Annotated in this window: 19 protein-coding genes and 1 pseudogene; 8 read left to right on the top strand and 12 right to left on the bottom strand. The window is 64.5% G+C overall.

Annotated elements, in window-relative coordinates:
• Positions 1–2 precede the first annotated feature (2 nt).
• A complete protein-coding gene (locus AC1VNY_RS00565; RefSeq protein WP_482403695.1) occupies positions 3–932 on the bottom strand; it encodes a TauD/TfdA dioxygenase family protein in 930 nt (309 codons plus the stop codon).
• Between the two features lie 96 nt (positions 933–1028).
• On the bottom strand, positions 1029–2465 hold the full coding sequence (locus tag AC1VNY_RS00560) for an FAD-dependent oxidoreductase (protein WP_482403694.1): 1437 nt from the start codon (positions 2463–2465) through the stop codon (positions 1029–1031).
• A gap of 388 nt (positions 2466–2853) precedes the next feature.
• Here AC1VNY_RS00560 and AC1VNY_RS00555 point away from each other — a divergent pair, with 388 nt between their 5' ends.
• From AC1VNY_RS00555 to AC1VNY_RS00545, 3 genes are all read left to right on the top strand, one after another.
• Complete coding sequence (locus AC1VNY_RS00555) at positions 2854–3678, top strand: class I SAM-dependent methyltransferase (RefSeq protein WP_482403693.1); 825 nt, start codon at positions 2854–2856, stop codon at positions 3676–3678.
• A gap of 27 nt (positions 3679–3705) precedes the next feature.
• A complete protein-coding gene (locus tag AC1VNY_RS00550) occupies positions 3706–5046 on the top strand; it encodes an LLM class flavin-dependent oxidoreductase (protein ID WP_482403692.1) in 1341 nt (446 codons plus the stop codon).
• Positions 5047–5117: 71 nt separating this feature from the next.
• Positions 5118–5939 carry a MetQ/NlpA family ABC transporter substrate-binding protein gene (locus tag AC1VNY_RS00545; RefSeq protein ID WP_482403691.1) on the top strand — a complete coding sequence of 274 codons (822 nt, stop codon included), beginning with the start codon at positions 5118–5120 and terminating at the stop codon, positions 5937–5939.
• Here AC1VNY_RS00545 and AC1VNY_RS00540 read toward each other — a convergent pair.
• A complete protein-coding gene (locus AC1VNY_RS00540; protein ID WP_304497050.1) occupies positions 5936–6694 on the bottom strand; it encodes an SDR family NAD(P)-dependent oxidoreductase in 759 nt (252 codons plus the stop codon). The genes AC1VNY_RS00545 and AC1VNY_RS00540 overlap by 4 nt on opposite strands.
• Before the next feature lie 81 nt (positions 6695–6775).
• Positions 6776–8041 (bottom strand): ROK family protein, encoded by a 1266-nt coding sequence (locus AC1VNY_RS00535; protein WP_482403690.1) that lies wholly within the window; start codon positions 8039–8041, stop codon positions 6776–6778.
• Positions 8042–8284: 243 nt separating this feature from the next.
• Between AC1VNY_RS00535 and AC1VNY_RS00530 the strand changes: the two genes are divergently transcribed.
• The 5 genes and pseudogenes from AC1VNY_RS00530 to AC1VNY_RS00510 form a co-directional block, all read left to right on the top strand.
• Positions 8285–9250: a sugar-binding protein gene (locus tag AC1VNY_RS00530; RefSeq protein WP_212055523.1), complete on the top strand. Its 966-nt coding sequence runs from the start codon at positions 8285–8287 to the stop codon at positions 9248–9250.
• Between the two features lie 64 nt (positions 9251–9314).
• Entirely contained in the window at positions 9315–10841 is a 1527-nt protein-coding gene (locus AC1VNY_RS00525) for a sugar ABC transporter ATP-binding protein (RefSeq protein ID WP_482403689.1), read from the top strand.
• Positions 10838–11899: an ABC transporter permease gene (locus AC1VNY_RS00520; RefSeq protein ID WP_482403688.1), complete on the top strand. Its 1062-nt coding sequence runs from the start codon at positions 10838–10840 to the stop codon at positions 11897–11899. The genes AC1VNY_RS00525 and AC1VNY_RS00520 overlap by 4 nt, the downstream gene beginning before the upstream one ends.
• A 307-nt stretch (positions 11900–12206) precedes the next feature.
• Positions 12207–13559, top strand: a complete 1353-nt coding sequence (locus AC1VNY_RS00515; RefSeq protein WP_482403766.1) for a carbohydrate porin — start codon at positions 12207–12209, stop codon at positions 13557–13559.
• A 35-nt stretch (positions 13560–13594) separates the two neighbouring features.
• Positions 13595–13848: pseudogene (locus AC1VNY_RS00510) on the top strand (ATP-binding cassette domain-containing protein); the annotation flags it as partial.
• A 171-nt stretch (positions 13849–14019) separates the two neighbouring features.
• Here the strand turns inward: AC1VNY_RS00510 and arcC are convergent.
• The 8 genes from arcC to AC1VNY_RS00470 form a co-directional block, all read right to left on the bottom strand.
• Entirely contained in the window at positions 14020–14979 is a 960-nt protein-coding gene (arcC, locus tag AC1VNY_RS00505) for a carbamate kinase (protein ID WP_016840183.1), read from the bottom strand.
• Complete coding sequence (fdrA, locus tag AC1VNY_RS00500) at positions 14963–16504, bottom strand: acyl-CoA synthetase FdrA (RefSeq protein ID WP_482403687.1); 1542 nt, start codon at positions 16502–16504, stop codon at positions 14963–14965. The genes arcC and fdrA overlap by 17 nt, the downstream gene beginning before the upstream one ends.
• Positions 16501–17751, bottom strand: coding sequence for a YlbE family protein (locus AC1VNY_RS00495; protein ID WP_482403686.1), 1251 nt, complete (start codon positions 17749–17751; stop codon positions 16501–16503). The genes fdrA and AC1VNY_RS00495 overlap by 4 nt, the downstream gene beginning before the upstream one ends.
• Before the next feature lie 10 nt (positions 17752–17761).
• On the bottom strand, positions 17762–17950 hold the full coding sequence (locus tag AC1VNY_RS00490) for a hypothetical protein (protein WP_125459098.1): 189 nt from the start codon (positions 17948–17950) through the stop codon (positions 17762–17764).
• A 107-nt stretch (positions 17951–18057) separates the two neighbouring features.
• On the bottom strand, positions 18058–19059 hold the full coding sequence (locus AC1VNY_RS00485) for an oxamate carbamoyltransferase subunit AllH family protein (protein WP_482403685.1): 1002 nt from the start codon (positions 19057–19059) through the stop codon (positions 18058–18060).
• Between the two features lie 31 nt (positions 19060–19090).
• Positions 19091–21625 (bottom strand): branched-chain amino acid ABC transporter ATP-binding protein/permease, encoded by a 2535-nt coding sequence (locus AC1VNY_RS00480; protein ID WP_482403684.1) that lies wholly within the window; start codon positions 21623–21625, stop codon positions 19091–19093.
• Positions 21622–22497 (bottom strand): branched-chain amino acid ABC transporter permease, encoded by an 876-nt coding sequence (locus AC1VNY_RS00475; RefSeq protein WP_076826929.1) that lies wholly within the window; start codon positions 22495–22497, stop codon positions 21622–21624. Before AC1VNY_RS00475 ends, AC1VNY_RS00480 begins: the two co-directional genes overlap by 4 nt.
• 40 nt (positions 22498–22537) lie before the next feature.
• A complete protein-coding gene (locus AC1VNY_RS00470) occupies positions 22538–23662 on the bottom strand; it encodes an ABC transporter substrate-binding protein (protein WP_212055535.1) in 1125 nt (374 codons plus the stop codon).
• Between the last annotated feature and the right edge of the window lie 171 nt (positions 23663–23833).

Raw genomic sequence — 23833 nt, 5'->3', positions numbered from 1 at the left:
ACTCAGGCGGCCTTCGCCGCCTGCTGCTTCGGCGATTTGATCCGCGTCACGCTGTGGCGGCCGTCGACGCTGACCGGAACCTCGCCATCGATGGTGGCGCGGCGCACCACGCGATGCTGCTCGCCGTAGTCATTGACGGCGTAATGCTGGGTCGCGCGATTGTCCCAGATCGCGACGTCTCCGGCCCGCCAGCTCCAGCGCACGGTGTTCTCGGGAGCCGTGATGTGAGACTGGAACAGATCGAACAGCTTCTGGCCGTCATATTTCGGCAGGCCGACAAAGCGCTGGACGAAATTGCCGAGCACCAGGGTATGCTCGCCCGTTTCGGGATGGACGCGCACGACCGGATGCTCGGTCTCATAGATCGTCCCGGTGAATACCTCGTCGAAATGTTTTCTGTCGGCGTCGGTGGCGCGAGACTTCACCGCGTAATCATAGGCATTGCTGTGAACCGCCCAGAGCTCGTCGGCGAGCTTGCGCAACGGTGCAGGCAGGTCGAGATAGGCCGCCGCCGTGTTCGACCAGACGGTGTCACCGCCATAGGGCGGGATCACCACGCCGCGCAGCACCGAGATCTTCGGATAGGCATCGACGAACGTGACGTCGGTATGCCATTGGTCCGCGCGGCCGCCACCACGCCCCGAATCCAGCTCGAGGATCGACGACGTGCCCTTGCTCGGGCCGATGGTCGGATGCGGCACCAGTTTGCCGAGCCTGACCGCGAAGCGCTCCTGCGCGGCGTCGTCGAGGTGCCCCTGGTCGCGAAAGAAGATCACCTTGTGCTCGAGCAGCACCTGGTTGATGGCACGGATGACCGCGTCGGGAAGGTCACCCGACAGCTGCACATTCTTGATCTCGGCACCAAGCCGGGCAGCACGCTTGACGATGTCGGCGCGCGGAATGACGTTGTCGATGGTGGTCGTGTTGCTCATGATGTTGGTCTCGTCGCCGCGATCCCCTGGACAAGGCTCCGCTATGCGCGGTCGCGGAAACGACGGCGGAGATGAATGATGTGGTCGTGATCCTCGCTATTCCGCCGCGACGGGCTGCGGCGGCCGCCAGACAGCCGGCGCATAGAGCTCGGCGGTGAAATCCGCCGCGATCTCTCCGTTGATGCGCGCCTCATGAGATGCGAGGTCGGCCAGGAACAGATCGCGGCTGATCCTGGCCGTGACCCCCGGAATGTCGCGCTTGAAGCTTGGCACGTCGCCGATCGGCAGGCCGAAGCTGACAAATGCCGCCGGGTTGAAGACGTGAATGTCCTTCAGATACGGCGCGCGGCCCGGAACTTTCTCCAGATACTCGTGCCCGGACCCAAGATAAGGATAGGCTGCCAAGCCATCGTCTTTTTCGCCGTCAGGCGGCACGAAGTGATCTCGCCACAGCAGGATTTCGTCGGCGAAATCGGCGAGCTCGGACTGCGCGCCAAGATCGACGGAATAACCGGTCCCCGCAATCGCGAAATCGAACGCGAACTCACCCTGCGGAGTGATGGCGACCGGCCGTACCCCCTTCAATTGCGCCGAAGTCCATGGCGCGCCCAGATGCAGATGAAAATTGGGAAAGGCGACCGCGCGCGAGATCGCATCCGGCGGCGGGGTCGACCCAGCCTGCCTGAACCGGATCGCCTGATGCCAGCGCATCGCATCGGGCAAGCTTCCATAATTGTCATAGGCTCCCGGGTAGCCGCGGATCCGAATGACCGGCAACGCGGCCAAGGTCTCCCGGCGCGCAAACAGATGAACGTCACGCGCTCCGGCCTCAAGGGCCGCGGCCGCCGCATCGAAGGCCGACGCAGCACTCCCGACCACCGCAACGGAGAGACCACGCAGCGTCCTGAAATCGATCTTTTCCGAAGTATGCGCATGGAATCGCTTCGGCAGGGCCCGCAGCGCATCAGGGACATAAGCGCCCCCGCTACCCGCAAAACCGGTTGCGAGCACCAGCTTGCGCGTGGTCTCGACGGACGTGACCCCGCTCCGCTCCAGATGTAACCGCAGATGATCGGCTGCGGGCTCGATGCGGAGCAGCCGCGTACCGTAACGAATGCCGGCGCCAGTCACGCGGCGATACCAGTCGAGATAGGCCGCCCAGTCGAGCCGCGGAATCCGATCGAGCGCGTCGAAGGCCGCCGCGCCATGGCGTGCTTCATACCATGCCTGGAAACCAAGACCGGGCAGACCGAGCTCCGGACCTGGAATCGTCTTCGGGGTACGGAGCTTGTGCATTCGCGCGCTCGTCAACCACACGCCGGCCTTGCTGGCGTCGGCGGCGGCATCGATCACCGAAACCCTGCCGATCCCGGCGCGCCGAAACGCAAACGCGAAGGCCGCGCCGGACTGGCCACCGCCGACCACGACGACGTTGTGATCGATCCCGTCGCGATCAGGCACCCAGTTCTGCGGGTCGGCCCCGATCAGCCGGAGGGCCTCGCGGGCGACGCTGTCAGGATCGGATTGCGGCATGAATGACCACCTCGCTTTGACGTTGCAAATCGTAAAAGCGATCGACATTCAGTCAATGAAACGAAACCAGCTTTGTTTTCGATAGCAGGCAATGTTCGCGTCGTGGACAACGCAGGCATTGAAATATTTGCGATGATCGCCGCCTGACCGATCGTCTCAAGTGCATTGCGACGTGCGGGATCGACGCGATCGATTGGGAAAACCTCCCAAATCATGCACCGCCCGGATCGGCGCGATCGCACTCATCTCCGGTGAATGACGAACTCGTCACGTTCATGCTCGCTTGCCGCGCAACAACGCAAATTCATTTCATCGCCGTCGACATAGAGTCTGCCGCAACGCACGCGCCTGACGTCGACGCGCGGCGAGCAACGATGGGTCTCTCGAAATGCCGCGAACTGTTGGCGACATCAGCCTTGAACACGATACTCCGGAGCTCGCCCGCTCCTATGATGAAGCGGGACTCGTTCAATTTCGCCACGGCAAGTTCCTGATCGGGCCGCTCGCCATCAAGTCCGGCGAGCACGTGCTCGACATCGGGACGGGAACCGGCCGGCTTGCGGAATTCGTGGCCGGTCTGGTCGGCCCGGCCGGCCGCGTGATCGGTATCGACCCACTTGCCGGCCGCATCGAAATTGCGCGCCTTCGGCAGGGGGATAACCTCCAGTTCGCCACCGGGCGAGCCGAAGATCTGTCGCGCTTCGACGACGCGCAGTTCGACGCGGTCTATCTCAACAGCGTCTTCCATTGGATCTCCGACAAGGATCGCGCGCTGCGGGAGATCCGGCGCGTGCTCAAGCCCGGCGGCCGCCTCGGATTGAATGTGCAGGATCCGTCCAGGCCGCACCAGTCGCGCCTGCTGCTTCGTCGCGCCATCGTCGAGGCGGGTCTTGCCGGCGATCGCCAGGACTCCAACCCGGTGCTCGGATCGACCGACGAGGAGCTCAAATCGCTGTTCGCGGCACACGGCTTCGCCGGCTACCGCAGCGAGTTGCGCGCGCTGCTCGATATCCACGACGATGCGGCATCGCTGCTGCAGTGGTCGGAAGCGAGCGCATTCGGCAATTTCCTCGAAGCGTTCACCGCTCACGAGCGCGAGCTGGTGCGACGCACCTTCGCGCGCCTTGTCGAAGAAAAACGCACGCCCGAAGGTTTGAAGCTGGAGCGGTACCTGCGTTTCGCGTTTGCGCACAAGGCGCCGTCCCACCAATAACGATCAGCAGGACTCACGAGATCCGAGATGAGCAAACGACAGCTTTCCCTCAACCTCTTTATCTATCCCGGCGGCCATCACGAGGCGGCATGGCGCTACAAGGGCTCTGCGGCAGATCGCATCCTTGACGTTACCTACTATCAGGAGCTGGCGCAGCGCGCCGAGGCCCAGAAATTCGACGCGATCTTCTTCGCCGACGGCCCCGCGCTCGCCGACAATGTTCGCTACGCACAACGCTTCCGGTTCGAGCCGATCACCTGGCTGGCGGCGATCGCCGTTGCCACAAAGCGGATCGGCCTGATCGCGACCGCGTCGACGACCTACACCGAGCCCTACAACCTGGCCCGCCTGTTCGCGTCGCTCGATCACCTCAGCGGCGGCCGGGCCGGTTGGAACATCGTCACGACCAGCACGGCGCAGGCGGCGCAGAACTTTGGCTTGCCCGAGCATCCGCCTCACCACGAACGCTACGAGCGGGCGCGGGAATATCTTGATGTCATCACGCGGCTGTGGGACAGTTGGGAAGACGACGCGGTGGTGAACGATCCCGCATCCGGCATTTTCGCCGATACGGGAAAGATCCATCCGATCGATCACGTCGGAAAGCATTTCCGGGTGCGCGGCCCGCTCAACATCTCGCGGACGCCGCAGGGACGGCCGGTCTATGTCCAGGCCGGCTCGTCCGATGACGGACGCGCCTTTGCCGCGCGCTTTGCCGAAGCGATCTTCACCGCGCATCAGACGCTGGCGAGCGCCCAGGAGTTTTATGCGGACATCAAGCGGCAGGCACGTGCCTTCGACCGCAGCCCCGATCAGGTCAAGATCCTGCCGGGCATCAGCCCGTTCATTGCCAGCACGCAGGCCGAAGCCGACCGGCTGCAAGACGAGTTCAACGAGCTGATCCAACCGGAATACTCGTTGACCCAGCTTCGCCAGATGATCGGGCTCGACCTCTCCGGCTTCGACCTCGACGGTCCCTTCCCCCGCGACCTGATCGACACCGGCAGCGCCCGCGGGCTCGCCAGCCGTTTCAAGCTCGTGGTCGACATCGTCGATCGCGAGCAGCCGACCATCCGCCAGCTCGTGCAGCGTCTCGCCGGAGCGCGCGGCCACTGGGTGATCGCGGGCCCGCCGGAGAAAATCGCCGACAACATCCAGACCTGGTTCGAGAATGGCGCGGCCGACGGCTTCAACGTGATGCCGCCCTGGCTACCCGGCGGGTTTGATATCTTCGCCGAGCAGGTCGTGCCGATCCTGCGCAAGCGCGGTCTGTTCCGCGACGAGTACAGCGGCACGACGCTGCGCGACCATTACGGACTGAGCCGGCCGCAAAGCCTGTTTTCCGGATCGATCAAGGCGATCGCCTGACGTGCTCGAAACCGCCGACCTCGCGTCGGCCGAATCGCTGTTTGCCCACTGCCCAAGGATTTGAGAATTCAATGACCACTGCGCGTGTCCTGTTGCTTTCGACCCTGCTCATTCTCGGTGCTCTTGCCGGCGCCGCCCTGCACGCGGAGACATCAGCAAAATCCGATCTGAAAGTCGGCTTCGTGCCGGGCCCCTATATCGACGAATTCAAGGTTGGCGTCGCGCCCGAACTCGAGAAGAAGGGTTACCGTATCCGCTATGTCGAGTTCTCGACCGGGCTGGAAGCCAACAACGCGGTGTTCAAGGGCGAGATTGACGCCAACGTCATGCAGCACACGATCTTCCTGAACTCGTACAACGAGCGGCAGCAGACCGACCTCGTCGGCATCGTCCACGTCCCGACGCCCCCGATGGGGCTTTACTCGAAGAAGCACCCGGTCGGCTCCCCCATCAAGCCCGGCTCGACCGTGGCCGTGCCCAACGATCCCGTCAATCTGCAGCGCGCGCTCTGGATCCTGCGCGATCTCGGCCTCGTCGAGATTCGCGACTCCAAGCCGGTCGATGTCAGCGAACTCGACGTGATCAAGAACCCCGGCGGCATCAAGATCGTGCCGCTGGAAGCAGCACAGGCGCCGCGCGCGCTCGACGACGTTGATTTCGCCGCCATCCAGGGCAACTTCGCGATCTACAGCGGTCTGAAGCTGACCAACGCATTCGCCCTGGAGAAGATGACGACGCCTTATATCAATGTGGTCGCGGTGAAGCAGGCCAATGCGGGCTCACCGTGGGCGCAGGACATCGTCGCCGGCTACAAATCACAGACGTTCAAGACCGCGATCCTGTCTGACCGGTTCTATGACGGGTTTACCCTGCCGGATTACCTGAAGCGCTAGACCCAGCCACCATCGACGATATGGCTCTGGTTGGTGCAGGCACCGCTGTCATCGGCGGCGAAGAACAGCACGACGCGGGCGATGTCATCAGGCACGAGTTTGCGCTTGAGGCATTGGCGCTGCATCAGCTCGGCCACGCCTTCAGGCGTCAACCACAGATCCTGCTGCCGCTGGGTCATGATCCATCCGGGCAGGATGGAATTGACCCGTATGTTGTGCGGCCCGAGATCGCGGGCCAGCGCCCGGGTGAGGCCCTGAACAGCCGATTTGGCCGTTGTGTAGCAGGGCATGTTGCCCTGGCCGATCACCCAGCTCACCGAGCCAATGTTGACGATCGAACCGCCGCCTGCCTGCTTCATGTCCGGCGCGACCGCCTGGGCACTGAAGAACTGGTGCTTCAGGTTGACGGCGATCCGCTCGTCCCAAAATTCCGGTGTGACGTCCTCGATCGCGTGACGGTCGTCGCGGGCCGCATTGTTGACCAGGATGGTGACCGGCCCGAGCGCCTCGCGGATGCCGGCGACTGCGCGCCGCAGCGCGCCGATGTCGCGCAGGTCGGCGTGTTCGAAGTGCACGCGGGCTTGTGCCCCGAGATCGGACAGCAGCTGCTCCGAGGCCGTCAGGTTGATGTCAATGAAGCCGACCCGCGCGCCCTGGCCGATGAACTGGCGGACGATCGCCTCGCCAATGCCGGAACCGCCGCCAGTGACCAACACGGTCCGGTCCTTGAGACTTGGATAGATGGCGCCCTGCATTGGCATCCTCTCGATTTTGGCGCCTGAAGGGCGTCGGTTGCGTTGCTGCGGCTCAAGCAAAACGGCCACAAATCCCGAGGTTCACTCTGTTGTCTCCATGAGGCAGCGATCCACGACCCGCAGCGTCCGCCGCACCATGCCGTCGACGATGGTCGCCGACTCGCTTGGACGCACATATATCGCCGTGGACTTGAGCAGCCACGGCAGCACCGCCTGGTCGAGCCGTTCTTCATAGGCACTGTGCATCATGTCGAATGCCTGCAGGCCGGGACCTGCGAGGATGACATGATGCGGGCGCAGCACCGATATCGTCGTGGCGACCGCCTCGGCAAGCGCGTGGCCCGCCTGCTGGAACAAGTGCTCGAGGCGGGAATCGCCGCTCCGTGCCCGATCGTGCAGCAGAGCCATCTGCGCCTCGGACGGTTGCTGCGACGCCGCCGGCGGCAGGTCGAGAAAGGTACGGGCATCGCGGTAAAGCGCGTAGTCGGCAAGATGGGCCTCGATGCAGCCGCGCTGACCGCAGCGGCATTGCGGGCCGTTCAGCGCCAACTTGACATGACCGATCTCACTGCCCGCGCCGGCACCCCAGCGCGCTTCACCGTCGACAATAATGCCCATGCCGACGCCGTGGCCCACCATGATCGTGGCCGTGAGGCCCTGCGCCAGTGCCGGTTCGGCGGCTGCGAGGGACAGCGCGACCGCGACTGCGTCGTTCGCCATCACGACCTCGACACCGAACGCCTGGCGGATCGGCTTGGCGAGATCGACGTCGGTGATCGACAGCGCCGGGCTCCACAGATGCCGGCCAGTGTCGCCGTCGACGATGCCCTGCAGCGCTATTCCGATTCCGAGCAACCGATGTCGCGGCGTGGCGGTCGCCTCAAGCATGGCGTCGATCTGTGCGATCACGAGCTCGCATAATGCGCCTGCATCGAGCGCGCGCGTCGCGAGTTCAAGTCGCGATTGCGCCAGGGCAGAGCCGCTGAAATCGGCGATCAATGTCTCGACCAGATTCATGCGCAGCGAGACTGCGATGATGCGGCCAAACTCAGGATTCAGGGTCAGCAGGACGGCCGGCCGGCCGCGGCGACGGCCGCCATCCGCATCCTCTTCGTCGGCATCGTCGGGCCACAGCGTCGCCGCATCTGTCTCGGCTTCGCACAGCAGGTCTTCCGCCATCAGCTTCGACGTGATGGCCGAAATGGCCGGGAAGCTCAGGCCCGTGCTGCGCGCGAGCTCGACCCGCGGCAACGGCCCCTGGCGTCGCAAGACCTCGACGAGACGGCCGGGGTTCGATCCGCGGGCCAGGCTCGAAGCGCGTCTCAACGGCTCGGACTGTTCGGTCATATTGGCTTTTTTAATTCTCTTTATGAAATTATTCAACGCGGGCTACTCAGATATGGGCCGAAAAGCGCGGACAGAAGCTGAAATACATCACCATCTTACTATTATAATGCTTGAAGACGCGGGCATAAACATCCTTGACTGGACATTTTGTCGCGCTATTTTATTAGTTGCGTGAATAAAATAAGGCATGAAAAGCGCCGGGCGTGAAATCCCCTCACCGGGGGTGTCGACAGGGAGGTGCATATGAAGGTCTCAACGAGAGAATTGATCGTGCCGCTCTTGGCGGGCGCTGCCGCGCTCGCGATGGCTACGGGGGTAGCACAGGCACAGCAGAAAAAGACCATCGCGCTGGTGACCAATGTCGCGGCCGACTTCTGGACCATCGCGGGTCGTGGGCTTGAGAAGGCGCAGAAGGAGCACCCGGACTACAATATCGAATTGATCGTCACCAATGAAGGGACGGCGGCCGGCCAGCGGCGCGAACTGGACGATCTGCTGGTGCGCGGCGTCGCTGGTATCTCGATCTCGGTCGACGATGCACCGCATGCAACCGAAGAACTCAACAAGGTTGCGGCCAAGACCGTGCTGATCACCACGGACAGCGACGCGCCGCAGAGCAATCGCCTCGCCTATATCGGCACCGACAACGTCGCGGCAGGGCGGCAGGCCGGCGAGGAGATCAAGAAGGCGCTGCCGAACGGCGGCAAGATCGCGCTGTTCGTCGGAACGATGGACGCCGACAACGCCCGCGAGCGGGTGCAGGGCATCAAGGAAGCGATCGCCGGCACCAAGGTCGAGCTGGTCGATGTGTTCACCGACCAGGTGGACTTCGCCAAGGCCAAGGCGAACATGGAGAACGTGCTCGTCAAATATCCCGACATCGCGCTGCTGTCCGGCCTGTGGAGCTACGAGACGCCGCTGATCTATGACGCGGTGAAGGCCGCGGGCAAGGCCGGTAAGGTGAAGATCGTCGGCTTCGACGAGGATCAGCGGACGCTACGCGGCATTTCCGACGGCACGATCGAATCCACGGTCGTGCAGCAGCCCTACGAGTTCGGCTATCTCTCCGCCACCAACATCATCAAGACGCTGAACGGCGACAAGTCCTGGATTCCGAAGGACAGCAAGCTGATCGTGCCGACCAAGGTGATCAGCAAAACCAACGTCGCGGAGTTCGCCGCACATCTGAAGGAACTGCTCAAGAAGTAACTTCAGTCGGCTTCAACGCCCGGCCGCCACAGGCCGCCGGGCGTTGCGCAGGAGGACATGCCGAATGGCGGAAACGCTGCTGGAGCTCAGCGGAATCAGCAAGACCTATCCCGGCGTCAGGGCGCTCGACGACGTCAATTTGCGCGTCAATCGCGGCGAGGTGCTGGGCCTGATCGGCGAGAACGGCGCCGGCAAATCGACGCTGATGCGCGTGCTCGCCGGCGTGATCGCCCCGAGCGCCGGCGTGATCCGCATCGGCAGCACCGAGCATCCCCGGATGACCGTGACTGAGGCGACGCGATGCGGCATCGCCTTCGTGCACCAGGAGCTGAACCTGTTCGAGAATCTCGATGTCGCCGCCAACGTCTTCATCGGGCGCGAGAAACTTGCCGGCGGCCCGCTGAAGCTGGTGGACAATGCGCAGATGCATGCCCGCGTGATGCCGCTGCTGCAACGGCTGGGCGCCGATTTCACGCCGGGCACGCTGGTCGAGAATTTGTCGATCGCGGAGCGCCAGATGGTGGAGATCGCCAAGGCGCTCTCGATCGACGCCCGCGTGATCATCATGGACGAGCCGACCTCCAGCCTGACGATTTCGGAGACAGAGCGGCTGCTCGAGGTGATCGCCGACCTGAAGGCCCACGGCATCTCGGTGATCTACATCTCTCATCGGCTGGGCGAGATCATGAGCTGCGCCGATCGCGTCGTGGTCTTGCGCGACGGACGCACCGTGGGGGAGCTGGCGCGCGACGAGCTCAGCCACGCCGCCATGATCCGGCTGATGATCGGCCGCGACCTGAAGGCGCTGTATACGCCGCCGGCATGCGCGCCGCAGCCCGGCGGCTGCGATATCGCCGGCGTCGTGACCACCGCCTTTCCCGACCGGCAGATCGATCTGTCGGTGCGGCGCGGCGAGATCCTCGGCCTCGCCGGGCTCGTCGGCGCCGGCCGCACCTCGCTTGCCCGCGCGGTGTTCGGCGTTGATCCGCTGCTGGGTGGCGAGATCAGGATCGACAACGCCCCGGTCGGCGTCGCCTCGCCGCGTGACGCGATCAGGCAAGGAATCTACCTGGTGCCGGAGGATCGCAAGAAATCCGGCCTGGTGCTGGAACTGCCGATCAGGGAGAACGTGACGCTCGCGAGCCTGCTGGATCATGCGCGGATGTGGCTGGTCAACGGCGCGGCCGAGCGCAGAATCGCCAAAGACCAGGCCAGGCGGCTGTCCATCAAGGCGCCGAGCATCGACATCGAGGCCGTGACGCTGTCCGGCGGCAACCAGCAAAAGGTGGTGCTGGGCAAATGGCTCTCCATGCAGCCGCGCGTGATGTTCTTCGACGAGCCGACCCGCGGCATCGATGTCGGCGCCAAGAGCGAGATCTACGCGCTGATGCGCAGCCTCGCCGACCAGGGCGTCGCGATCGTGATGATCTCCTCGGACATGGAGGAAGTGATCGGCGTCTCCGACCGGGTGGCGGTGATGCATGAAGGCAGTGTCAGCGGCGTGCTCGAGCGCGACCAGTTCAGCGAATACAACGTGTTGAGGCTGGCGGTCGGCCAAGCGCTTGAAACCATGGAGGCCGCTGCGTCATGATGAAGAAGGAACTCGGCCTGTTCTTGCTGCTGGCAGTGATCTCCGCCATCACAGGCGCGATCAATCCGGCCTTCCTGTCGTTCGTGAATCTGCTGAACATGGCCAATCTGATCGGACTGTTCGGTGTGTTCGCGCTGGGTGAAGGCCTCGTCATCATCACCGGAGGAATCGATCTTTCGCTCGGCTCGATGTTCGCGCTGCTCGGCGTCATCTTCATCGACCTGCTGACGACGTATCAGGTGCCCTGGCCTTTGGCGCTGTTACTGGTCCTGATGGGCGGGCTTGCGCTGGGCGGCATCCAGGGCTTCCTGATCACGCGGCTGAAAATGCAGCCCTTCATCGTGACGCTGTGCGGGTTGCTGATCTATCGCGGCGCCGCGCGCTACTACACCAGCGATTCGACGCGCGGCTTCGGCTACGGTGACGAGGCGAGCGCGCTGAGCGGCATCGCCTCCGGTAATATTGCGGGCATCCCGAACACCTTCATCTTCCTGATCATCCTTGCGCTGATCCTCGGCGTGCTGCTGCACCGCTCGGTCTACGGGCGCTGGCTTTATGCCGTGGGCAAGAACGAGGAAGCGGCACGCTTCTCCGGCATCAACACCAACCTCGTGATCGCCACCGCCTATGTCATCAGCGGCGGGCTCGCCGGCGTCTCGACCGTGATGTTCGTGTTCTATACCAACTCGGTCTCTCCGAGTTCGTTCGGCAACTTCTACGAACTCTATGCGATTGCGGCGGCCGTCCTCGGTGGCTGCAGCCTGCGCGGCGGCGAGGGCTCCATTCTCGGAATCGTGCTGGGGACCGCGTTGCTGCAGGTGCTGCAGAACCTCGTGAACATCCTGGGCATTCCCAATTCGCTGAACTTCGCGGTGATGGGAACCGTGATCCTGATCGGCGTGCTGGCGGATCAGCAATTGCAGGCCCGTCGACGGCGCAAGGCCGCGCTGGCTGGCCTCGCCCGCACGGCGCCAAGATCGAAGGAAGGCACAATTCTGCAAGGCGCAGCTCCGCATGGCGCGGCTGCGTTGCCGACGACGACGTGCGATCAGGCATGACAACTCGAAAAGGAAGAATCCGGACCGGGAATATGGTCGCGGCGACTTGAGTAGAGGAACGAGGGGGGGGAGTTCGATGCGCAAGACCGATCAAGCTCACGGTGCTCGTATCCAAATTGGCGTGGGCTGGCCCAGCTGAGCCGCAGGCAGACCCTCGCCGCCGTCTTGAAGAGCTTTGGCGTGCGCGCAGATTCTATCTCTGGTTGATCGATAGATATTTTGAAACTACCGCGTTCCACGCTGAAGGGCTTTGGGCGGGAACGTGACACAAAAATGGACAAAGCCGGGGACGCTGGGAGTGCAGAAAATGTCACTTTGGTCTGTAAACACCGCGCGGGCGTGCGGCGTGGGGATCGCGTTGTTATCTCTGTTCAGCGGCGGCGGCACGCATGCGGCCGACCTCATGACGAAGGCTCCGCCGGTGCCTTACACGGAGACCGATGATTTCTGGACAAGGCCATATCTGTTCGGCGATCTCGGCAGGACGCAGCTAAAGGAGCGAGGGATCTCGCTGGCCCTGACGCTGGGCGACGAAGCCGTCGGCAACTTGTCGGGCGGCAACAGGAACACCGCGACCCAAGCCGGACAGCTGTTCTTTCAAGCCAAGTTCGACATGGCGAAGCTTGCCGGCATCCAGGGCGGCACGGTCGGCCTCACGCTGGTCGACCGTTTCGGCCGCAACCTGAATGACGAGGCGGGAATTCCGGCCCTGCAACTGACCAACGAAGTGTTCGGCCGCGGCAGTATTCTCCGCCTGACAGAACTCTATTATTCGCAGAAGCTGTTCGATGACCGCCTTGAACTCAAGGGCGGCCGTCTTCCGGTCGGCTCCGACTTCTTTTTTGGTCTCTGCGAGTTCATCAACCTGACCTTCTGCGGCGGCCAGCCCGGCAACATCCAGGGCGGCTACATCTACAACTGGCCGGTGAGCCAATGGGCCGGTGTGGTGCACTACAACTTCGCCAAGGAATGGCAGCTCTCGGTCGGCGTCTACGACGCCAACCCGAACTACCTGACAACGTCGGACTCCGCGACTTACTTCTTGCCCGGTGTCCCCGGCTCGAGCCCCGCCTCGGGCGTGCTGGTGCCGGTCGAGGTCGTCTGGGCGCCGAGCGGTCCGTTGAACGGAACCTGGAGGTTTGGCGGCTGGTATGACAGCGCATCGACAATTGATGGAGGCCTGCCGGGGATCATTGCGATCTCGCCGGGCACCGGCGGTGTCTCGGACCAGAATCTCGGAGATTCGCGCGGCCGTTATGGCGTCTATGAATCGATCCTGCAGCGGCTGACGGTTGAAGGTCCCAAGGCGCAGGGCTGGTACACCTTCCTCAATACGACCGTCGCCGACCACCGCACGTCGTACCAGGATTATCAGATCGCCTTCGGCTTCAGACACACCGGAACGTTCGCCTCGCGCCCCGAGGACGAAGTCGGCTTTGCGGTCGGCACGACCCATGTCAATGCGGTTGCGCTCACGCCCAACGCCGGAGGAAACGAAGTTCCGATCGAAGCCTGGTACGGGTGGCAGGCGACGGGCTGGATGAACCTGAAGTTCGACGCCCAGTACGTGATGCATCCTGGCGGGCGCGGGTACAATGCCGCCGGCGTGAAGACCGACAACGCCTGGATTCTCGGTCTGCGCACGCTAGTGCACTTCTGACCGGAGGTGGCCAGCATGCCTGAGCGAAGCCAGCCATGGTAGCCCCTCAAGACGCCGGGCTAGCAGTCCTGGAGTTGAAGGGCATCGGCAAGGAGTTCGGCGCCATTCGCGCGTTGCATGGCGTCGACCTCCGCGTGTCGTCCGGCGAGTGGTCGGCCTGATGGGCGACAACGGCGCCGGCAAGTCGACGCTCGTCAAGATCATTGCCGGCAACTTCCCACCAAGTCACGGCGAGATCCGCCTTGACGGCAAGGCGGTTCAATTGGCCCGTCCGATCGATGCCCGGTCTCGACGTTGTGACGAAGGACAACGTCGCGGCGATGCTGAAATAGACGCGCAGGCAGCCCGAGCGGAACGGCATGGATCCGGACCTGTGCTCGCGGCCGACCGACATCGATTATCCCGCCGAGCGGATCTCGGCGGCCATCTTCAATGGCGCCGCCATCGCATTTGACGAGCGCTAGGGAACAATGTGCGTCCCGGTCTCGCCGGTCAGCGCGGCCATGGCGCAATTGAGATGGCTGATGATCGCGCGCTTTCCACCACCCTCGAGAAAGCGGATGGCGGCATCGACCTTGGGCCCCATGCTTCCCGGCGGAAAATGGCCCTCGCGATGATAGGCCTTGATCTGCGCCAGGCTGACCTGATCCAGCTCCCTCTTGTCGGGCTTGCCGAAATTGATCGCGACGCGGGGCACCGCGGTCAGGATCAGCAGTTCCTCGATGCCAAGCACGTTGGCGATATGGGCCGAGGTCAGGTCCTTGTCGATCACTGCCGGCACGCCGGTGCGCACACCCCGTTCGTCGCGGATCACGGGCATACCGCCGCCGCCGCCTGCGATGACAATGGTGCCGCGTTTGACCAACGCGTCGACCAGAGAAATGTCGCAGACATGTTTCGGTTTCGGAGACGGCACGACATGGCGCCAGCCACGTCCGGAGTCCTCGCGCATTTTCCAGTTCAACTCGGCGCTGATGCGCTGGGCTTCCTGCTCGGTGAAAAACGGTCCGACGAACTTGGTCGGATTGGCGAAGGCGGGATCGTTGGCGTCGACCTCGACCTGGGTCAGCAGGCTGGCGACGTGCCGGCCGTTGCCGTGCGCGCGCAAAACGTTCTCGATTGCCTGCATCAGAAGGTAGCCGATGCCGCCCTGGCTGTGCGCGACGCAGATGTCCATCGACATCGGGGGAATCCGGCTCATCGTCAGCATCTGGCGCATCATGATCTTGCCCACCACCGGTCCGTTGCCGTGGGTGATCACCAGCTCGTTGTCGAGCTCGGCCAGCGGCAGCAGCGCCTCGGCCGTTTGCTGGGCGACGGCCTTCTGCTCGTCCGAGGTGCCGCTGATGTCTTCGGGGTGGACGGCATTGCCGCCGATCGCGATCACGAGACGGCGCGGGACCTCATTGAGTGTTCGCATAGCGCGGCATCCTGACGTCGTTGACGGAAAGAGCGAGAGCGAGATCACAGGCCTGGGCATTCGACGGCGCCACCACGATGCCGGCGTCTTCGAGCAGCCTGATCTGCGCCGAACGTACCTGGCGATCGAGTTCGGTCCCCGTCACCGACGCAACCAGGACCGGCGCGTCATCCGCGCGGCCCGCCACGACAGCCGCAAGATGCGCTGCCGGATTGTCATGTGCGCCGTATCCGATCACGAGATCGAGCAAGATGACGGCGACCGCGGGATCGACCAGCGCCGCCCGCAAGGCATCGTCGCGCACCGAGGGATCGATCATCGGATGCGGCCGGCCCTGGGTATATTCGTCGGCCCCGAGGTCGACGATGCGATCCCTCCCCTGCGCCTCCGGCTCGCCGAAATGCGGGACGCCGGGAATGGCGGCATTCGATGCCACCTTGCGGCCGCCCGCGGCAAGGATCACCTGCGCCTCGGCACAGAGGGTGCCGCCGGCGAACAGCCCCTCCATGCGCTGCGCCGCCTTGCGTCGCTGCGGCAAACGCGCAGCCACGGCGGCAGCGTCGAACTTGCCGCCAATGCTCCGGCCGTTGCCGAGGGTTTTCTCGGCCGCTTCCCTCAGCGTACCGGCAAAGCGTGCATTTGGCGGCAGATCCGCCGAGGCGGCGCCGATGAAGCAAACCGTGTAGGGCTTCGGGCTGTTTCCGATCCGGCCGAGCACGGCCCTGGCGACGTCCGGATGCGGCGGCTTGGAGATGAGCACGACGCAATCGGTCTCGGGATCGGCATCAAGGGCGTCGATCGCCATCAATGTCGTGATGCCGCCGATCTCCTTCTTCAAATCCCGTCCGCCGACGCCGATGGCGTGGGAAATGCCTTCGCCTGCCTCGGACAGCAGGCACGACACCTCCTGCGTCCCGGTCCCGGATGCGCCGATGATCCCGATCCTGCCGCGCTTCAGCCGGTTGGCGAAGGCGAGCGGCGCGCCGCCGATGACCGCCGTGCCGCAGTCCGGTCCCATCATCAAGAGACCCGCTTCGCGCGCCTGCTGCTTCAGCGACAATTCATCCGCCATCGAGACATTGTCGCTGAACATCAGGACATGAAGTCCGCGGTTCAGCGCCTTGCGCGCTTCCGCCGCGGCAAACTCGCCGGGAACGGAGATCAGGGCGAGGTTGGCGGCGGGTGTCGCCTTGACGGCCGCGGCTATGCTGCGCGGCCGCCACGCCGCTTCGCCGCTGCTGCTCGTTTTGGGGCGGTCAAGCGCCTTTTGCGCTTCGGCAAGCGCGGCGCGTGCCGTCGCTTCGCTCTCGGCCTTGATCGCGAGGATCAGATCATTGCCCTGCGCGATCACCTCGCCATCGAGCAATCCGGCGTTGCGCAAGATCGCCTGGTTGGACGGCGTGCCCATCATCAGCGCGGCTTCGACGACGCCCGCCGCCGACGCGACCTCGCGCGACAACCGCATCAACGCCACCGAGTCGAGATAGAAGCCCTTGCGAATTTCGTTCAGGACATACGCGCTCATGACACCCCCAGATCTTCCGCAATGGCGAGGACCGCCTGCCGGAAGCAGGCCATCGGCGCCCGCACCACGCCGGCGCCGACCTGGCCGATGCCGGGCTCGCGATGCGCGATGCCGGTGTTGATGACCGGTGCGAGGCCGGTCTCCACCACCAGGCGAACGTCGATGCCGGTCGGCACGCCGGCAAAATCGAGCGCGGGGATCGTCCATTCCGGATTCTGCCCGACAGTGATTTCGCTCATTGCCCGCGTGAAATTGCCCGCCGACGACGGTGCGCCAGCGCCGATGAAGCCGGCAACCGCCGGAGCTGCCGCCATCGCGAAGCCACCAAGCCCGACCGTTTCGACGATCGCGGAGTCGCCCATGTCGGGATTGGCATCCTTGCGCGAATAGCCCGGGAAATAGAGCCCTTCCGGCATCTCCACCGGCGCCGTGAACCAGCGATCGCCCAATCCGCTGACGCGGACCCCGAAATCGGTTCCATTGCGGCACATCGCGGTTACCACCGTCGAACCGCGAATGCCGTTGGCGGGATCGGTCAGCGCCTTGCCCATCGCCATCGCGATGTTGAGAAAGAACTGATCGTTCTGCGCGATGAAGCCAATGCAGCTTGCGAGAACCTCGTTGTCGTTCGAGGTGCGCGCCAGCGCCGACCCGATCTCGCGCAGGAACACGCTGGAGCAGGCCAGGTTGCGCTGGTGCATTTCATCGCCCATCGAGAGTCCGCGCGCGATGATCGCCTTCAGGTCGATCCCGCCATGCGCGCGGATCGCCCTGGCGAGCACCGGCCCGAATACGTCACGCAGCCAGCCGAGGCGCGCCAGCACGCTATCGTCGTTGCCGCCGAAGCGCATGACCTTGCCGAGGCCCTCGTTGATGGCGCAGTAGGCGCGGTTGCCGTATTTGGCGTTTTCGACGACGAACACCGGCATGGAGACCGTGGTCATGCCGGTCATCGGACCAACCGCGCCGAAATGATGGTTGGGGTGGAAGGCGACGCCGCCGCCGGCCGCGAGTTCGAAGGCGGCTTCAAGGTCCGGAGCCCAACCTTCGAACACGATGGCGCCTGCCACCGCGCCACGCATCGGGCCGCACATTCGGTCCCAGGTGATCGGCGGCCCGGCATGAAGGATCATGCGCTCCTTCAACCCTTCCAGCACATCGCCTGCCGGAACGATATCGATCAGCCTGGGCTCGCCCTCGAGGATGCGTGCCAGCGCCTGCTTGTTGGCGTCTTCGATCAGCTTCATGGCCGCTCTCTCACGTACCGAGCTTGGCGAGCAGTGCCGCCATTTCGGGATCGCCGTCGGCGGGCGGCGTCCAGTCGACCTGCACGACCTCGATGTCGCAATCCCGCAGGTCCTTCACAAAGCCTGCCAGCCCGACGTTCACCACGCTCGGCTTGCTCATCAACAGACGCCCGCTCGGCGTATCTTCCTGCTTGGTCACCACTCGCGGCCTCCCGAGATCCGATGCTCCGATCTTAGTAAGAAAGTTTTTACTTTGTCAAACACGCGCAACCTTTCGTCCGAATTGCCGTTGCGTCGCATGATCGTTCAGGCCCCTGCGATTGATCGCGTCGGCGGGCCGTTGCCGGCGAGGCCGGCATGATGCAGCGCGCTGTCGTTGAGCAGCCGGCACTCGATCGCGCGCAACACCATCAGCGCACCTGCAAACGCATCCAGTCCAGAGCTTTGCCCGATCCGCGACAGCGCCGCGACCGCGGACTTGATACGATCCACCCGTCCGCCAATCGTCGCGTCGATGGCCTCATGGAGTGCCGCCGCCGCCAAGCCGAGCACGGCACTGTGCAGGTGGGCAGCACTGATCTCATTGGTCCGACCGAGACGCGCGCGACAGGTCTTCCACAGCGCATCGCGCGTCGCGAGACGGCCGAGGCCGGCGAGCGCGACCAGCGCGCCGCCGATCAGGTCGTCGCCGGATGGCGTGAGCCCGGGACCAAGACCGATCAATTCGACGATCTCCGGGTAGTCACGCGGTACACATCGCTCTCCGCGAAGCCCGGCCTCGATCAATCGCTTGAGCGCGGCGAGTCCCGGCGCCGCAGCAGCGAGCACGCGAGACGGCCTTGCGGGCGGTTGCACGCCACCCGACGCAGCGAGCCCCTGCTCGACCGGCAAGCGACGCCAGACCTGATCGACCATCGCAAGCCCTGCCCGCAAACTGTCGAGCGTCCATTCCGGCGACGGCGGCGGCGCCCATACGGAAGCCGTCTCGAAACCGGCAAACCGCATACCGTCGACGAGCAGCATCGTGTCGACGATTGCAACCTCTTGTCCGGGAACGAGCAGCCGCGGTTCGATCCCGGTGCACAGAAGATGGAGCGGGCCGGAGCCGAGGTCTGTGACACCGATGCAGATCCAGCGATCGTCGAGCACCGCATAAAGGCTGCGCTCGAATACCGCCGCAATGCGGCCGCGCCGTCCGCTGCGCAGCGCGCGGCGCGCCAGCACGCCGACCTCGATCACGGCACCGCCGTCGTATCGTTCAGACACGGGCGCGCCGGGCAGGTCACGAAACGTATTGCCTGGCCGCATCACACCGATCTCCCGCTGCGCAACCATGGCGTCAGGACGCGAGCACTGCGGTTCGCGGGACGCTACTCCCGTGAGCCTCTCCGCCGAGATAGGCGGCTTCAAGCGAGGGATCTTCCGCGATGATTTCGGCCGCGCCGCTCTTCAGGATGGCGCCGGTCTCGAGCAGATAGGCCCTGTCGGCAAGCGCAAGGGCTTGCCCGGCCATCTGGTCGACCACGATCAAGGTCATCCCCTCGACGCGAAGCTGCTCGAACGACGCGAACAACTCGTCGACGACAAGGGGCGCCAGTCCAAGCGACGGCTCGTCAAGCATGAACACCTTGGGCGCGGTCAGAAGCCCACGCGCGACCGCGAGCATCTGCTGCTCGCCGCCCGACAAAAGGCCCGCGCGATGATTGATGCGCTCCTTCAGGCGCGGAAAGCGGGCAAACATCGCGTCGATCTCCGCGTCGAGATCGAGGCCCTTGCGTGCGAAAGCGCCAAGTTGCAAGTTCTGCCGCACCGTCAGTTCGGGAAACACCTGCCGTCCTTCGGGCACCAGCACGATGCCTGCCCTGGCGCGGATATGCGCCGGCATCTTGTCGACGCGGGCGCCGGACAGCCGAATCTCTCCGACCGACCGCGGTGGTTCGAGGCCGGCAATCGAGCGCATCAGGGTGGTTTTCCCTGCTCCGTTGGCACCGAGTACGGCGATGGCCTCGCCGGGGGCAACGGCAAGGTCGACCCCACCGAGCGCCCGCGACAGGCCATAGAAGGCATCGAGCGTGCGGACTTCGAGCGCCGTGCCTTGTTTCGCCGGGCGTGGCGCGCGGCGCCGCTCACCCGACGGCGCGTCGCCGAGATAGGCCTTGCGGACCAGCGGATCGTTGCGGATCGCCGCCGCATCGCCGATCGCGATGCGCTTGCCGCCATCGAGAACAACGATGAGGTCGCTCAGCGACATGATCATCGGCATGTCGTGCTCGACGATGATGACCGCGATCCCGGTCTCCGCGATGCGACGGAGCAGAACCGTCAGCCGCTGCTTGTCGCCCTTCGAAAGACCCGCGGCCGGCTCGTCGAGCAGCAGGATCTTCGGGCGCAGCGCGAGCGCCCTCGCGATCTCGACCAGTCGCTTCTCGCCATGGGGCAGCGAGTCCGCGCGTCTGCTCAAATCGCCGTCGACACCGGCAAAGCGCAACAGCGACCGTGCAAGGCGCTCCTGCGCGTCATTGTGCAGCGCCGACACGACGTTGCCGAGCTTGCCCGCCGTCGCCGCCAGCAGGACATTCTCGATGATCGAGAGCGAGCCGAATAGCTGCGTCGTCTGGAACGTTCGCGCCACTCCGACACGCGCAAGCTGGTGTGACGGCAAACCGGTGACGTCGCGGTCGCCAAGCTTCACGGTGCCGGATTTCGGACGGTAGAAGCCGCAAAGCAGATTCAGCGCGCTGGTCTTCCCCGCACCATTGGGGCCGATGATGCTGGTCACCGTGCCGGGTTCGGCGGTAAACGAGACGTCCTGCACGGCGCGGACACCGCCGAACGAGATCGAGAGGTTTGCGACGTCAAGACGCGACGCGCTGCTGGTCCCGATGCCGAGGTCGGCGACCGGCTCGGCGCCCACCGCGCCCGGATCGGCCTTCGATCCCGTCGGCAGGAACCTTGCCGCGAATTGCTCGATCAGCCCCATGATGCCTGAGGGTGCGACCCGCAGCACGGCGAAAAGCAGCACGCCGAAGGCAAGCAGACGATACTCCGCGAGGTCGGACAGCATTTCCGGCAGCAGCACGACGAGCGCCGCCCCGATCACCGGCCCCAGCGCCGAGCCGGCGCCGCCGACCATGACGCCGAACAGCAGCAGGATCGATTGCAGAAAGGGGAACGAACTCGGACTGATATAGCCCTGGAGGGGCGCAAACAGCGCCCCCGCCAACGCCATCGCTGCGGCCGAGATGATGAACGCCACGGTGCGGACCCGCACGAGATCAATGCCGATCGAGCGCGTCGCAACCTCGGTGTCGCGGGCGGCACGCATGGCGTAGCCCCAGCCGCTCCGCTTCAAGCGCTCGAACAGGATGAGACCGGCGAACACCAGCACGATGCCCGCGATCGCCAAATGCCGCTCCGACAGCGGAAAGCCGAACACCTCCGGCGGCGCGGTCAGGATCAGGCCGTTGCCGCCGCCCGTGAGGTCGCGCCACTCGATCGTGCCGTGCTCGACGATGAAGCCGAAGGCGATCGTCACCATCGCGAGATATGGACCTCGCACGCGCAAGGCCGGCATGGCGAGCAGACCACCGACGACGCTGACAAGGGCAATCGCGGCAGCCGTCGCCGCCGGATAGGGCCACCCCGCCTTCTCCATCAGGAGCACGGTCGTATAGGCCCCGATCGCCATGAAGCCGATGTGGCCCAGCGAGATTTGCCCCGCCAAACCGAGCAGCACGTTGAGGCCGATACAGGCGATCGCCGTCAGTGAGATGGTCGCGACCAGGAACACGCCGTAGCTGTCGGCAACGGCGGCATAGAGGATAGCGGCCGCGAGTGCCGAGACGGCGGCGAGAATAGAGACGCGAGAGGTCATACCTTTTTCACTCCGGCTCGGCCGAGCAGCCCGTGGGGGAGGACGACAAGGATCGCGATCACCGAGGCGAATGTGATGATCTGGGTGTAGACCGATCCCAGATAATTGGTCGCGAACACCTCGATCAGGCCGAGACAGAGCCCGGCCAGCATCACGCCCCAGGCGCTGCCGAGGCCGCCGATGATCGCCGCCGCGAAGGCCTTGATGCCGAACAGCGTGCCCATTTCGGATGACACGTTGAACAGGGGCGCGATCAGCAGCGCCGCGACCCCGGCCAGCATCGCCGAGACCGCGTAGCTTGCCGCGATGGCGCCGCTGACGTTGATGCCCATCAGCCGGGCGGCGTTCGGGTTCTGGACCACCGCGAGCATGGCGACGCCGTGACGCGTCCGGCGACTGAGCAGATGAAGTGCCAGCGCCAGCAGCAATCCGACCACGGGAATCAGGAGCTGCAACGGATAGACCCCCGCGCCCTCGACGATCTGGATCGGCTTGGCCGCCAGGACGGACGGAAAGCTGCGCGGCTCCTTGCCGAAGACGAACATCATCACGTTGTCGACGATGATGCCGACCGCAACGGTCGCCATCAGCCAGTTGTCGGAGCCGCGCTGCACGAACGGCCGGACGGCAAAGCGCTCAATCAGCAGGCCATAGACCGCGCAGACGAGCAGAACGGCGGGAATGCCGGCCGCGGCCGGCCATCCCCACAGCACGAGGAAGAAGTATCCGGCAACGGCTCCCAGGGTCATCGAGCTGCCTTGGGAGAAATTGACCGTGCCGGAGACGGCGTAGGTGACGTGGAAGCCAAGCGCAAGCAGCCCGTACATACTCCCGAGCGCCAGTCCTGTTATCACCGCGGGAAGAAATGACATCGATGACTACCCTGCTTGTTTAACGGACGATCTCGCGCGGTCAGTTCCGCGCGAACGGCATGATGTGGTTGTCCTCGAACCGCGCCCAGATGTAGTCCCCCGCCGTCAGCGCATCGTGCTTGTCCTGCGCGAACGGCTTCTCATAGGTCTTGATCAAGCCGTCCACGCGGTCGATGGCGTAGAAACCGTCACGGACGGCGGTCGGTTCGGTGCCACCGGCCTTTTCGATTGCTCGCGCAATGACCAGGATGGAATCGTAGGCGTTGGCGACGCCAACCGCCGGCGTCACGTCCGCGGGACCCTTGATGTCCGAATACTTCGCCTGCAAGGCCGACATCACCCGCTTGCCGACCGGCGACAGGTTCCCGAAGAAGCTGTAGGTCTGGACGAAAATCACGTTCTCCGCGCTCGGCCCGGCGAGCTCGGTGAAACGGCCGCCGGCCGGCCCCCAATGCGAAACGATCGGTGGCGCCCAGCCCATGCGGTCGAGCGATTTCACCACCTGGGAGGACGGTCCGACATTGCCGACCAGGTAGAGCGTATCGGCGCCGGCCTGCTTCAGCCGCGACAGCTGGGAAACGACATCGACGTCGTTGCCTTCGAACTTCTCGACACCGGCAGGCTCGATTCCTGCGGCCTTCAATGCCGCCTTCAGGCCATGCTCGTTCGACTCGCCCCAGGGATTGTTGACCAGGATGAGCCCGGGCTTCTTCGCATTGTAGGTCTTGCGCGAGAATTGGACGATCGCCTTGTCGACCTCATCGTCCATGGCCGAGACGCGGAACACGTAGTTGGACGGCGCGCCGTTCCGCGTGATGTTGGTCCCGGCGGCCCACGGCACGACGAACGGCACCTTGACGTTGTTGACGAATGGCACGATGGCAAGCTCGACCGGCGTGTCGAGGCCGCCGACCAGGACCGCGACCTTCTCGCGCTGAATCAGCTCGCGCGCGGCGATCAGCCCTTTGGCCGGATTGCTCTCGTCGTCGCGGCGGACGAGCTCGAGCGGACGTCCAAGCACGCCGCCCTTCGCATTGATTTCCTCGATGGCAATTGTCGCTCCGCGGGTCAGCGCCTCGCCGGCGCGCGCCGACTGGCCCGACAGGGCGGTCACCAGGCCGATCTTGATCGGTTCAGCCGCGCGCGTGCCAGACGTGAACGGCAACGCGGCCAGCAGGATCGTCGCTGCGGCGTGCCAAACCGGCCAACGACGCGCAGGTCCGGACGAAACTATGCTCCTGAAGTTCATCTTCGGTGTTCCTCCGCTGATAGCGGCCTCGGCATCGAAGCCGCCAGTTCCTCCGCTGCCGCTTATGCGCGGACTTGACGGAAGTAA

The sequence above is a fragment of the Bradyrhizobium ferriligni genome (assembly GCF_056837965.1).
Note: the sequence above shows the minus strand (reverse complement) of the source record. Positions and strands in the feature narration are given on the sequence as shown.

Coding starts and splice junctions, on each gene's coding strand:
- AC1VNY_RS00485 (WP_482403685.1), bottom strand. CDS start 19,059: ATGCGGCCAGGCAATACGTTTCGTGACCTGCCCGGCGCGCCCGTGTCT.
- AC1VNY_RS00545 (WP_482403691.1), top strand. CDS start 5,118: ATGACCACTGCGCGTGTCCTGTTGCTTTCGACCCTGCTCATTCTCGGT.
- AC1VNY_RS00555 (WP_482403693.1), top strand. CDS start 2,854: ATGCCGCGAACTGTTGGCGACATCAGCCTTGAACACGATACTCCGGAG.
- AC1VNY_RS00480 (WP_482403684.1), bottom strand. CDS start 21,625: ATGACCTCTCGCGTCTCTATTCTCGCCGCCGTCTCGGCACTCGCGGCC.
- AC1VNY_RS00540 (WP_304497050.1), bottom strand. CDS start 6,694: ATGCAGGGCGCCATCTATCCAAGTCTCAAGGACCGGACCGTGTTGGTC.
- AC1VNY_RS00535 (WP_482403690.1), bottom strand. CDS start 8,041: ATGACCGAACAGTCCGAGCCGTTGAGACGCGCTTCGAGCCTGGCCCGC.
- AC1VNY_RS00560 (WP_482403694.1), bottom strand. CDS start 2,465: ATGCCGCAATCCGATCCTGACAGCGTCGCCCGCGAGGCCCTCCGGCTG.
- AC1VNY_RS00525 (WP_482403689.1), top strand. CDS start 9,315: ATGGCGGAAACGCTGCTGGAGCTCAGCGGAATCAGCAAGACCTATCCC.
- arcC (WP_016840183.1), bottom strand. CDS start 14,979: ATGCGAACACTCAATGAGGTCCCGCGCCGTCTCGTGATCGCGATCGGC.
- fdrA (WP_482403687.1), bottom strand. CDS start 16,504: ATGAGCGCGTATGTCCTGAACGAAATTCGCAAGGGCTTCTATCTCGAC.
- AC1VNY_RS00530 (WP_212055523.1), top strand. CDS start 8,285: ATGAAGGTCTCAACGAGAGAATTGATCGTGCCGCTCTTGGCGGGCGCT.
- AC1VNY_RS00475 (WP_076826929.1), bottom strand. CDS start 22,497: ATGTCATTTCTTCCCGCGGTGATAACAGGACTGGCGCTCGGGAGTATG.
- AC1VNY_RS00495 (WP_482403686.1), bottom strand. CDS start 17,751: ATGAAGCTGATCGAAGACGCCAACAAGCAGGCGCTGGCACGCATCCTC.
- AC1VNY_RS00520 (WP_482403688.1), top strand. CDS start 10,838: ATGATGAAGAAGGAACTCGGCCTGTTCTTGCTGCTGGCAGTGATCTCC.
- AC1VNY_RS00515 (WP_482403766.1), top strand. CDS start 12,207: ATGTCACTTTGGTCTGTAAACACCGCGCGGGCGTGCGGCGTGGGGATC.
- AC1VNY_RS00565 (WP_482403695.1), bottom strand. CDS start 932: ATGAGCAACACGACCACCATCGACAACGTCATTCCGCGCGCCGACATC.
- AC1VNY_RS00550 (WP_482403692.1), top strand. CDS start 3,706: ATGAGCAAACGACAGCTTTCCCTCAACCTCTTTATCTATCCCGGCGGC.